Annotated in this window: 4 protein-coding genes and 1 pseudogene; 1 reads left to right on the top strand and 4 read right to left on the bottom strand. The window is 44.8% G+C overall.

Annotation, left to right across the window (positions count from 1 at the left end; genetic code table 11):
* The first annotated feature begins 401 nt into the window (after nt 1-401).
* A complete protein-coding gene (locus BWI96_RS16910) occupies nt 402-1,799 on the top strand; it encodes an ADP-ribosylglycohydrolase family protein (RefSeq protein ID WP_232793778.1) in 1,398 nt (465 codons plus the stop codon).
* A gap of 425 nt (nt 1,800-2,224) precedes the next feature.
* On the opposite strand, the gene BWI96_RS16905 is transcribed toward BWI96_RS16910, so the two are convergent.
* From BWI96_RS16905 to dnaE, 4 genes and pseudogenes are all read right to left on the bottom strand, one after another.
* Nucleotides 2,225-2,686 carry a putative immunity protein gene (locus tag BWI96_RS16905; RefSeq protein WP_106637721.1) on the bottom strand — a complete coding sequence of 154 codons (462 nt, stop codon included), beginning with the start codon at nt 2,684-2,686 and terminating at the stop codon, nt 2,225-2,227.
* Between the two features lie 416 nt (nt 2,687-3,102).
* The gene (locus BWI96_RS16900; RefSeq protein WP_106637720.1) at nt 3,103-6,306 is read right to left on the bottom strand and encodes a TonB-dependent receptor; all 3,204 of its coding nucleotides are present in this window, start codon (nt 6,304-6,306) and stop codon (nt 3,103-3,105) included.
* Between the two features lie 408 nt (nt 6,307-6,714).
* Nucleotides 6,715-8,673 carry a family 43 glycosylhydrolase gene (locus BWI96_RS22575; RefSeq protein ID WP_106637719.1) on the bottom strand — a complete coding sequence of 653 codons (1,959 nt, stop codon included), beginning with the start codon at nt 8,671-8,673 and terminating at the stop codon, nt 6,715-6,717.
* 480 nt (nt 8,674-9,153) lie between these two features.
* Nucleotides 9,154-12,754: pseudogene (gene dnaE, locus BWI96_RS16890) on the bottom strand (DNA polymerase III subunit alpha).
* Nucleotides 12,755-12,974: the final 220 nt, after the last annotated feature.

Here is a 12,974-nt window from a genome sequence, read left to right as displayed (position 1 = left end):
TAGAAGACGATTGTTATATGTAGGCAGAGGCAAGTTGCTGCTTACATATGAAAGTAAAAGGGTACTGAATCAATTGTAAATGATTCAGTACCCTTTTCTCATTCAGTACTTCCAAACGTAAATTGCGTAGTAATAATCATGGAGCAAAGGATTTCAGAGGGAATCAGCCCAAGTTACCTCATGAATACTTTTAGGGACCTTAGCGATGATAGGAGTAAAGATATTATAGACACTCCTACGAAAACAGGGCTTGTCTAACGGTTGAGACCAAGTATTGGGCATCAGGGAGTTACTTTGAGGAAAATACTAGAAGAAGGCTACACTTCCTACTTATGCGAATATCAGTGACATGTTTCGCTCAAATATGCTTTTAGAACTTCGACTAACGGAGAAATCTTGTAATGAACGCACCAGCAACAAAAGCAACTTGGAAAAATTTTCCTATGGATCATCCCAAACGAATTGACATACACTTGCTGTTTACAGACAGGCAATTCTCTATGTTAGTAGCAGGACTTATTCCTCAACAAATGGAAGACAAATGGTTCATTTATTACGAAAATGAATGGCTTTATTTTCATCGTTCCTGGACAGGTCATGGCATTTATAAAGCAAAAATCAATAAAGTAACTGACGGTTACTGCATAAAAGAGTTTTGGGCGGAAAGAAACCCGAAAAAATATAAAAATCAGGATGATACTACTGACCTTGAAACGTTTTCATTTTTAATTGCAAGAGGGATTTTAGGGATTAATGTTCGTAACATTTATCCAGGAAGAAATACAAAGTCAGAAACTGATGCTCTAATAGACTGGAGAACCTTTGGAAATATGCTTTTCACAAATCAAGGTGTTGATTATTTTTATGAAATAACATCTGCTCTTTTCGGTGTTGCTACTGGCGATGCTTTGGGTGTTCCTGTAGAGTTCAACAATAGGGAATCCATTAGTAAAAATCCCGTAACGGATATGATTGGTTATGGAACGTATAATTTGCCAGCAGGAACCTGGTCAGATGACAGTTCGCTCACTTTTTGCCTTACCGAAGCATTAACCCAAGACTTTGACTTACATGTAATCGGGCAAAATTTTGTGAAATGGTATCAGGAAAATTACTGGACACCGCACGGAAACGTTTTTGATATTGGCATGGCCACACAACAGGCTATTTCACGACTTGCCCAAGGTGAAGAATCAGAATTAGCTGGCGGCTTTGAGGAAAGTGACAACGGAAATGGTTCGCTTATGCGAATTTTACCCTTGCTTTTCTATTTGCTTGACAAACCAATCAAAGAACGCTACGCCATTACCAAACAAGTTTCGTCGCTTACTCATGGGCATATCCGTTCTGTAATTGCTTGCTTCTATTATCTTGAATTTGCAAAGCAAATTTTGGAAGGTAAAGACAAATTTGAAGTTTACAGAAACCTGCAAATAGAAATCCCAAACTACTTAACCAGTATAGCCATTAATCCGAAAGAGATTGCGTTGTTTGACAGGCTACTAAAAGGAAATATTGATAAAATTGACGAAGAAAAAATTTTAAGTGATGGTTATGTTTTGCATACACTTGAAGCAAGTATCTGGTGTGTACTAACCACTAATAGCTACGAAGAAGCCGTTTTACGAGCGGTAAATCTAGGGGAAGATACAGATACCACTGGTGCAGTAACAGGAGGACTAGCAGGTCTTCTATACGGATTTAATAAAATTCCCTTACATTGGCTTCGACAACTAGCAAGATATGACGACATTGAAAACCTGGCGAAGCGATTTAACAACAAAATTACCAGCCGCTAATACGGTAACGGTATCCACCATTCTCCCATGAACATGTTGGGCAATGGCGTCGGAGACACCCATTAGTTGTCATTGCATATTTATCCCCAAATTTACCTTTTAAAGAATATGATAACTGGAGTGCCCCCCAGAAGTTAGACACTTACTGGGGTATTTTTATCGCAAAGGGAAGAGGAACAACTACTGTATGGTTTCACTATGAGTAATTATCAATCTCCATTACTAAGTGGCTTATCGACATCTATTGTTAGAAATGCCTTATCAAAACTCAATAATAATTGAAGTGTAAGGGTATTCTTCCTATTTACGTCACAAACGAATATCTATAAAATCTATATTATAAACGCGGACGAACAGGGAAATTTAAACTATAAACTTAAAGTAGCATATCCGCCAACTCCACCACAACTTTTCATTCATTTAGGTTAAAGATTCTTCAATAAATTGATCTGGGCTTTTCGCTCTTTTATTACCTCTTCCCTATCGTCGGGAAACATTTTGTTAATCAGTGTAACCGCAAAATCAGTGGCCCATAAGCCATGATATTTTGTATGTGGGCTTGCAGCTATTTGTGCCATAGTCCTTAAAAACTTCACCTTAACCAAGTCTTTTTCAAGTTTAGCAATTCTGCTAATCTCAAGACTCAAATTCCTTGCTTCGTGATAATTGGTCTTTCCATCCAGCCACCTTTGCATGGCTTCGAATGCTTCCTTTATTTCACGACAAGGCTCAAAACCCGTTAGATCTATCAGATGTTGCCCGAATATCAAACAGAACTGCACCATCTCCCGGTGGCTTTTAGTATCGTACAGAACTATAAATTCCTGCTTCAACTCAGGGATATCCTCTATCTTCCCGACTAATCGCTGGTATTCGTAAATATTCATGAGCTTTTTATGTTTATGCAGCCCTCACTCGACTCTATCAAACGGGCGGTACAATTGTGCTTCTCAAAACTCGTATAAAAACTTCTGTATTGACCCAAAGTCCGCCTATAGACACTTATACGAGACTTTTTATCAATTATTCGCTTCGCCATTTTAGGTGACATTCCGCTAAACACCAATAACGGCGAGAATGTGAAAAGTATTTGAATTGTTGATGGAATGTGCATAGGCAGAAACAGCTCTTTGCCTTTTGCTATAATCATAAAACCAGTCCTTCAGTCAAAAGCCTACATTACAGGGACGTAACTCTGTAAAATCCGCTTCTAAATAAGTGGAGGGTACTGAATCAATCACATAAGTCATGATTGATTCAGCACCCTCCACTTGTTAAATACTTCCTAATACTCAGCTTAAGCCTAGAAAGAATACCGGGCTCCTAACTGCATTTGCCAGCGAGATCCGAGAGGATCAATCGAATAGGGCGTGGTAGGACGGCTCCAGGTAAAGGTCGGGTCGCCCGTAGTGGGGTTAGTAGCCCGAGCTAGACCGATAGAAGCAGTTGAGTTAAAGGTATTGGGTGAGAAGTAATAATACCCTAGCTTTTTATCTACCAGATTCAGGAAGTTCAGGATGTCATAGGTAAGCTGAAGAGAATGGCCATTTTTCATGGTAATCTCGTGCAGAAAACGTAAGTCCATCGTATTGTTCCAGGGGGTACGTCCACCGTTACGCTCCGTAAAGGTTCCCATGCGGGTTTTCAGGTAGTTATCACTCTGCACAAAGGCCATGAAATCCTGTGCCTGTGTTCCCGTTGGCAATAACTTCTGAGCTTCCGTCAGATCTTTTGGAATATAGGCTAACCCGTTCGCTTGTCCAGAACCATTAATCGTTGAGTTAACATACCCCCAGGAATACGCAGAACCTGACTGGAAAGAAGCGAACAGAGAAACCGTTGTGGCGTTGGTATTGCTCCACTTCTGGCGGTAATTAACGCTGGCTACGATGCGGTGACGAATGTCAAAGTTTGAGTAAGCCAGAGATGGATTGTTCGGTGAGAGCGACTGGTTCAACTGCCAGTTAGACTCCATAGAGTTCCGAATACCGTTGGTAAGATCAAATGCCTTACCATAAGTATAAGCAGCCGAGAAGCCTAAACCTGCCGAGTAGTTTTTCTGAATCTGGGCAGTTAAGCTATACCGACGTCCCTGATTCGTATTAGAGAGCATGTAAGCATTCGCGAAATTATCATTAATCCGCTGAGCACCCGCCGCTCCGGTTGACGATACGTAAATAGGCTGCTGATGCTGCGTGTCATAACTGTAGTAACGAACGACATCTTTGGTATTCACCTGTTGGAATTTCAGGTCATGGATGACTTTCGTATACAATCCTTCCAGCGTGATCTTATAACCGTTGATTACATAGTCTACGGCTAAGTTACTCCGAAACATCTGAGGCATCTTGAAGTTATTGTCAATCAAGTCAACCTGAGTCCGGCGAGTACCTCCGTTGTTATTGTTAATAGCCAAGGCTCCACCGGGTACCAGCGGATCTCCTACGAGTTTCGTGGAGGCGGTAGCGTTGTTGTTAAAATCATAAGCACCGTAACCTACCCCGTTGTTATAAAACGCATAACCAAGCCAGGCAAAAGGAATACGACCCGTAAACAGACCCGCTCCACCCCGAATAACAAGACTCTTATCTCCTTTTGCATCGATATTGAAGCCCAAACGAGGCGATACCTGTACATTGTTCAGATACTTATTCGTGATCTGATTCAAAGGAGTGTACGTATAGGTTGTACCGTAATTAGGATCTCCGGTAGAAGCCGTTACCTGAGGACTCAACGCGGGTTTGGTAGGTAATCCCGTATAATCGAAACGAATGCCGGGAGAAAGTTTAATACGATCCGTAAGCTGAATATCGTCCTGAGCATATAAACTCAGCAGATTAACATTGAAATGAGCGTAGGGATTGTTAAATTGATTGTCGAGGCTGTTGCTGGCATCAGCAAACGGATACGAACCCCGCACCCGGTTGGGAAGTTTATTCATAAAATCATCCACGGACCGATAGGAAATCCGACCATTAGGAGCATTCACGAATCCATAATCAATTGTATAAAATTCGTTGTGCGTACCTACCGTGAAGGTATGGTTACCTTTATAGAACGTGAAGTTATCCGTTAACTCAAACGTTTTCTGACGCAGGTTGAATACAGAAGCTTCCCGGTCGTTACCCAGGAAGATCGTACCGCCATTGTAAGCAATCTCTACCTGTGGGAATGTACGAATATTCGAAAGGGTCGTACGGTAATCGTGTACAGTAGAATATCCTGCAATTAAGCTATTGGAAGCACGTCCAAATTGCGTTTTCAACTCTGCAACCGTACTGGTCTGGTTGTTATTCTGACGGAAATCAATGCTACCGAAACGGAAGTTTGCGGCATCCCGCTCGAGGTTGGTTGCTTCCGAGAATACCGTGTTATTACGCAAGCTTAACTGATTACGAGCATTGATATTCCAGTCCAGACGATTGAAGAATTTCGTACTTTTTGAATAGATGGAATAATTACCGTACGAACCAGCCTCAAACCCGTAATTAGTTTTCACGAAATCTGAAATCTGTTGAGCTACTGCCGCATCTTTAATCAGGGAAGAAGTCGAACCTGCCTGGAACTGTACGGGATCCTGACGGTTGGTGATTTCTTCATTAGTAAAGAAAAACAGCTTGTTCTTGATGAGAGGTAAGCCTACTCTAAAACCCGTTTGATATTCGTGAAAAGTGCTGGGTAACTTTTCTTTTGCGTTGGCGGCTCCATTCCAGGCTCCCGTCAGCGTCGCATTGCGACCAAAACCATAGACAGAACCCGAAACCTTATTTGTACCACTCCGCGTAACGGCGTTTACCGATCCTCCCAGGAAGTTACCCAGCCGTACGTCGAACGGAGCAACGGCTACCTGAATATCCTGAATGGCATCCAGACTAACGGGGTTGGTACGCGTACTTGAACCGGGCTGCCCTGACGTTCCGGTTGATCCACCCAGCGAGGGGCTAAAACCAATAGCATCGTTATTAATCGCTCCGTCAATCGTTACGTTGTTGTACCGGAAGTTGGTACCCGCAAAGGAGTTCTGATTGTTTACCTGAGGCGTTAATCGCGTCATGTCCGTGAGGCTACGGGAGATCGTAGGCATTCGGCGAATCGTTTCACTACCCACGTTTAATCCGGCTCCGTTGCGTTCTCCTCCTTTTTCGCCTTTTACAACCAGCTCACCTAAGGTTTGGGTTGAGTTCTGCAAGGTGACGTTGATGGTAGTCGTTTCCCCTAATTGAAGGGTAACTCCGGGGATCGTATTTGTTTGAAAACCAATGGAGGAAAATGTAATTTCATAGGGGCCACCGACACTCATGTTATTGATTCGGTAACGGCCCTCCGTATCAGTAATGGCCGCATAACGGGTACCCGTGGGGGTAAAAACGGCCTGAACTGTAACCCCTACCAGCGTCTCTTTTTTGTCATCTATGACACGTCCACTCAAGCCGCTGGTGGTTACCTGAGCCCACGCCTGACTACTGATCAGTAAAGTAAATAGTAGAATAACCCTATAGAGTTTCATAAATTAGTTGGGATCCTTAAGTTTTAAGATGCCCCGCAATTTATGTCTGGTATGTTTCCTGAATATTAACAACTTCCCTCTAGAGATTATAATGAGATTAAAAGATACGACTAACGCCCACCCACCTGTTTTTTACCTAATAATTTCATTTATTTATCTCATTTATAAGTAGTTGATAGTTTTTCGTTGTTAGTTAATAGACTGGCATTTAGTACTTCTACGCCGACCTATCTATTATTAAATCATTACAAGAACTTATCACCACTTGACCGTAGGTTTCTACTGTATGATTTTCGTAAAATCCATTTATGATTATTCAAAACCCGTTTAAACCAGCAACGAGTTAATCGATAAAGAGACCTAGCTCCTTCATCCATTAACTCGTTGCTGGCTTAAATTTAGTAAAACCTATTTAGTTGGGCTGGAAGTATTCGATACGCCTTCACTAGTCATCATTACTCGTTTGATGGTTCCGTTTTTATTATAGTCCAATTTGTCAATACATATCGAGCGGCTATAGCTATTACCATCGGTTTGAATACCTCCGTTATGATAAATGAAGTACCACTGCCCTTTGTGCTGGACAATCGCCTGATGATTGGTATTACTGTTTCCGGCAATCTCATTTAAAATACCTTTGTATTCGTAAGGTCCTTCAATGGAATTAGCCACTGCATACGCAATTTTTTCCGGGAAGCCTGTCGCATAACTCAGGTAATATTTGCCTTTGTGGGCATGAATCCAGGGAGCTTCCGTAAAATCGAAACCAGGGAACTGAACCCGTTTGATTTCCCCCTCTATTTCGATCATGTTCTTTTTTAATTTGGCATAATAACATTCAAGGTTGCCCCAGAAAAGCCAGGCCTGATCGTTAGCATCGATATATACCGTAGGGTCAATACAGGCCCAGGAGTGGGAAGAGGCAAAACAATCCTTATTAGTAAGCAGAGGTTTTCCCAACGCATCTCTGTAAGGTCCTTCCGGTCGATCCGCTACTGCAACTCCAATACCTGACCAGTTTGTGCTGATGTACCAGTAATATTTCCCGTTTCTTTCCATGACCTGACCCGCGTACGCATCTCCACTCTTCGCCCAGGGGAAGTCCGTTATTTTTAAGGGCACGGGATACTGGGTCCACGTTTTTAAATCCGTGGTTGAATACACCAGCCAGTCTTTCATTTTATATCCACTTTGCCCACCAGCGAAATCATGACCCGCGAACAACCACAGCGTATCTCCTTTCACCAGTGCCGCCGGATCAGCCGTGTACGCATGCGTAATGATGGGATTTCCTTTCGAAGTAAATGAATAGCGATCAGAAGCCTCGACGGGTTGTAACAAGTCATTAGGAACGCCCCCCCATTTCGCCTGTAAACGGCGGGCTTCTTCTCGGGTAATGCCGATGACACTGCCATGCCGGGGATTAAAGTTTTTGGTGAAAGACTCGGGTTTTTCCGTAAAATGATACAGATCGGTGCTCCGCTGAAACTCATACCGCAGGTTCGTGTATAGATCATACATCAAAATATACTCGTCCGAGTCGTTGAGTTTGAAGACACTGGAGCCCTCTACTACAATATGTTTATCCGAATAAGCATCCAGATACTTGAAATCCTCTACCCAGGGGCCGCTCAGCGACTTCGAAGTGGCCTGTTGAATGCCATTTTTGATTTCTTTGCCACTCTCATCTTTTGTATTCCCTTTAAAGAACAGATGGTACGTGCCGTCTTTATAAACAATATCGCCATCAATGGCTCCGTACTTTGCCCGGAACATCAGCTTGGGTTCAGCCTCAAAACCGGTAAAGTCCTGATTGGCGTAGGCGGAATAAAAATCAAGCTTCGAATCGTCTTTGAAACGTACCGTGAAGTAGATCAGATACTTTTTGGCCTGGGGATCATAGATGGTCTGCGGAGCCCATACCCATTGTACATTCCCAAACGTCTGCGGGTAGGTTTTGGCCAGGTCGATACTCCGGTGGGTCCAATCCACTAGATTAGTGGAACGCAGCAGAACAATACCCGGATTACTCCCCCAACCATTTTTACCTACGAACATATCGGTTGCCGTCAGATAAAAGGTATTTCCATCCTGCCCGCGTAACAAATGTGGGTCCCGAATTCCACCCGTTTGCGAGATGTCACTGGAGGCAAGAATAGGCTGATTGTTATTTAAAGCAGACCAATGGATGGCATCCTTACTTACACCCAGACGTAACTGCTCTTGCTTGAGCGGGTCTCCTGAACCCTCGAAGTAAGCAAATAGATACCCTTCGAAGGGCGGTGAAGCCTGCTTGGTCTGGGTAAAAGCGGTTACACTGCCCAGCAGGACAAAGATCACAGCTAGTACTTGGTTACGTAAAATCATTTTAAAAGGCTAAATATGAGACGAAAGAAAATAGGTTTATCAGGGTTTCTGTTCAGGCAAAAAGGTACGTCTTCCTGCAAGGTTAGCCTGTCCAAGAAGTTGTCCTCATTGATCTGAGGTATAGAGTTCGGAAATCATTTTTGCTGGGACTTTGGGACGGTGATGATAGGTAGTGGTGGATTTATGACGGATCTGTATTCCTGAAGAATCTTCTACTAATATGTTGAAATGAGCAGTTTATACTCATTCGGGAGCTATCAATCGTAAGAATTTTGCTGTCGTTATGGGTGTTTAAGCAAAGCGACACCAATAACTTAATTTCAGTTTTCAACTCAATAACACAAGTAACCCGAAAACCATGTTGTTGGCGATGCTCCATTAACTTCCAATAACGGCGAAGTGTATTAACGATGTCCACAAACAAAAAGCCCCACTAGCCAAGGACCAGTGGGGCTTCCCCTTATACTAAAATACAAAACCTTAATTCAACCGAAAACTATTCTTCCCAACCAACTGCTCCAATCCTTTAATCAGATCATTTGAGACGTTGATTTTATTGAAACGACTTTGCAGCGTTACCTCTACTGGACTTTCCGAGTCTTTGAGTTTCACGAATAAGTTACAGGTGCCCGGATTTTGCTTGAATAACTCGCTCAGACTTGCCACCAGTTCCCCGCTAACTTCCTGCAAATTAATCTCCAGACTCAACTGCTTACACATCTTCTCTCGTACTTCGGGTAACAGCTGAATCTGCGTAGCCTTGAACTCGTACTGCCCCTGGTTCCGCCAGCTCGGTTGCAGTTTTCCCCGAATGTACAGAAACCGATCCTGTGATACATACTGACCCATTTTTACGTAATCGTCGCCAAACAGGGCCAGTTCCATGCTTCCGGCATAATCTTCAATCGTAAACAAACAGAAGGGATTGCCATTTTTGGCGTATCGCTCCTGGTACTTGGTCACGATTCCGGCAATGCGGACATCGCGGTTGTACCAGTTCTTTTCTTCTTCTGAATCACGGAAACGGTCCAGTGTAATATCGCAGAAATTATCCAGCTCAATACGGAAATCATCCAGCGGGTGACCGGAAATGTATACGCCAATCACATCCCGTTCTTGATTGAGTTCGATCATTCGGGCCCAGGGCTCCGCTGAAGGGATGCGAGGAGCCATCATGTTGCTCCGCCACCCCCACTCATCGCTCCGAAAAGCGACACCTGAGCAGCGGCTTTTTCTTCGTGGTGCTTGTTGGCATACCGAATCAGCGTTTCGATGAACGTACCCGTTCCCGTATCGGCGAAGAATGCCGCCCGGTTGATGCCAAAGCTGTCGAAGGCTCCGGCATAGGCCAGTGATTCCAACGTCTTCTTGTTCACCGTACGCAGGTTGATCCGCGTGACGAAGTCAAAAATATCCTGGTAAGGACCATTCGCGTTTCGTTCCTGAATGATGCTATCCACGGCCGCATCGCCCGTACCTTTAATGCCACCCAGACCAAAACGAATCTGCTTTTTCTTATTGACGTTGAACTCCTTGATGGATTCGTTCACGTCGGGACCTAATACGTCGAGACCCATCCGGCGGGTTTCCTCCATGAAGAGCGTAATCTTCTTGATGTCGCCCAGCTCGTTGGTTAAGTTGGCCGCCATGTACTCCTCCGGATAGTGGGCCTTCAGGTACGCCGTCTGGTAGGCCACGAATGCATAACAGGTCGAGTGCGACTTGTTGAAGGCGTACTGAGCAAACGCTTCCCAGTCGGTCCAGACCTTTTCAAGTTTCTTGGCATCCAGCCCTTTGGCGACGGCTCCTTCCATGAATTTGCCCTTCATCTTGTCCAGCGTGGCCCGGTCTTTCTTACCCATGGCCTTCCGCAGTACGTCGCGTCACCTTTGGAGAAGCCCGCCAGTTTCTGAGACAGCAACATCACCTGCTCTTGATACACCGTGATCCCGTAGGTATCAGCCAGGTACTCTTCCATTTCGGGAAGGTCATACACGACGGGTTTCCGTCCGTGTTTCCGATCAATAAATTCAGGAATGTACTGAATCGGACCGGGCCGGTACAGGGCGTTCATCGCAATAAGGTCCTCAAACCGCGTGGGTTTTAGTTCCTTCATGTACTTCTGCATTCCCGGACTTTCGTATTGGAAAATCGCGTAGGTTTCACCGCGTTGGAAAAGCTCGTAAGTCTTCGCATCATCGAGCGGCAAACTATCCAAATCAATCTCTCGATTGTGATTTTGCTTAATCAGAGCCAGAGCGTTTTTCAGGATCGTCAACGTGGATAATCCTAAAAAGTCCATCTTGATTACCCCCGCATCCTCGATTACCTTTCCTTCAAACTGCGTAATAAACCAGTCCGAATCTTTTGAGGTACACACCGGAATAATATCCGTTAAGTCTTTGGGAGCGATGATAATACCCGCTGCGTGGATACCCGTACCGCGTACGGAGCCTTCCAGCTTCAGGGCTTCGGTCAGTACCTTACCCGCTACGGTATTGGATTTCATCGTATCCCGCAACTTCTGGATATTCTGAATTTCCTCGCCTCCCCAGCCTTCTTTATCCTTCACGCCGCCCGGCCCATCAATGGGAGCCAGCAGGACGCGTTGCAGGTTCAGATCCAGGGGTTTTTCCGGAATCAACTTCGTGAGTAAGTTGGTTTCATCCAAAGGTAAATCCAGTACCCGGCCCACGTCTTTGATGGCCGATTTGGCTTTCATCCCCGTGTAGCTCACAATCTGGGCTACCTGATTTCGACCGTATTTATCGACTACGTAGTCAATGACTTTCTGGCGACCCGCATCGTCAAAGTCCGTATCAATATCGGGCATAGATTTCCGGTCAGGATTCAGGAACCGCTCGAACAGCAGATTGTACTTAATCGGATCGATGTTCGTAATCCCGATGCAGTACGCCACCGCCGAACCCGCCGCCGAACCCCGACCCGGCCCCACGAATACGCCGATGTCACGACCCGCCTTGATAAAGTCCATCACGATGAGGAAGTATCCAGCGAAACCCATCGTTTTGATGGTATGTAGCTCAAAGTTGAGGCGTTCCTCGGCTTCGGGCGAAATAGTTTCGTAGCGTTGACGTGCTCCTTCAAACGTCAGGTGACGCAGGTATTCCCACTGGTTCAGGGTATCATCAGCGTGTACCTTGAATTCGTCAGGAATGGGGAAATTGGGCAGAAGAATGTCTTTCTTCAGTTTCGGTTCAAAACACTTATCGACAATTTCCTGTGTATTGTCTAGGCCTTCGGGAATGTGGCCCCAGACGTTCAGCATTTCCGCTTTCGTCTTGAAATAAAACTGATCGTTGTAAAAGGCAAACCGCGACCCCCGGGGCATGGCCTCATCATCCGAGAAATCCTTAGCCGAGGGCGTACTCTGCTTTTCGCCGGTGTTGACGCACAGCAAAATATCGTGAGCGTTGGCATCCTGCTGGTCTACGTAGTGACTATCGTTAGAGACGATAATCTTCACATTATGCTTACGAGCAAACTTGAGCAATACTTCATTGACCCGCTTTTGATCGGGAATTTCGTGATCCTGTAGCTCGACGTAAAAGTCTTCACCGAAGATATTCAGCCACCACAAAAATTCCTTTTCACCTTCCTCTTCCCCTTTCCGTAGAATGGTTTTGGGCACGCTGGCTCCAATACAGCAGGTCGTGGCAATGAGGCCTTCGTGGTATTGTTCAATCAGGGTTTTATCAATGCGGGGGTACTTCCCGTACATCCCTTCAATGAAACCCAGCGAACAGAGTTTGACCAGATTTCGATAGCCAATTTCATTTTTGGCCAGCATTAACTGGTGATACCGAACGTCTTTCTTCTCCTTCGTAAATTTCTTCTCGTGACGATCCTGTACCACGTAAAACTCACAGCCTACGATGGGTTTTACCCCATGCTTCCCGGCTTCGGCCACGAATTTGAACACGCCGAACATGTTACCGTGATCGGTAATGGCAACTGCCGAATGTCCATCAGCCTTGGCTTTCTTGAACATGCCACCAATATCGGCGGCACCGTCGAGCAGTGAAAATTTGGTATGGCAGTGAAGATGGGAAAAATGCATAATGACTGGGCTCTAATCGTAATTCAAACTTGAAGATACCATTAAAAACGTGGGGGTACAAGTTAGGTTCCGGAAACAGGCGTTTTTCCTCAACACTATCAAAAGGCTGCTTGCGAGACTAATTTCATTTCAACACTTTACCCTCACTGCTATCTTTCAGGGGAGACTTAAGTTGCCCACAGGCAGTCATTATTCGTGCATACCGCTGGCTCGTATTCAA

The sequence above is a fragment of the Siphonobacter sp. SORGH_AS_0500 genome (assembly GCF_002838835.1).
GTDB lineage: Bacteria > Bacteroidota > Bacteroidia > Cytophagales > Spirosomataceae > Siphonobacter.
The sequence above is the reverse complement of the archived record's forward strand: the minus strand, read 5'-3'. Positions and strand labels throughout refer to the sequence as shown.

Bases quoted from the DNA above. Each gene is read 5' to 3' on its own strand.
- BWI96_RS16900 (WP_106637720.1), bottom strand. From the start codon at position 6,306: ATGAAACTCTATAGGGTTATTCTACTATTTACTTTACTGATCAGTAGT.
- BWI96_RS16905 (WP_106637721.1), bottom strand. From the start codon at position 2,686: ATGAATATTTACGAATACCAGCGATTAGTCGGGAAGATAGAGGATATC.
- BWI96_RS16910 (WP_232793778.1), top strand. From the start codon at position 402: ATGAACGCACCAGCAACAAAAGCAACTTGGAAAAATTTTCCTATGGAT.
- BWI96_RS22575 (WP_106637719.1), bottom strand. From the start codon at position 8,673: ATGATTTTACGTAACCAAGTACTAGCTGTGATCTTTGTCCTGCTGGGC.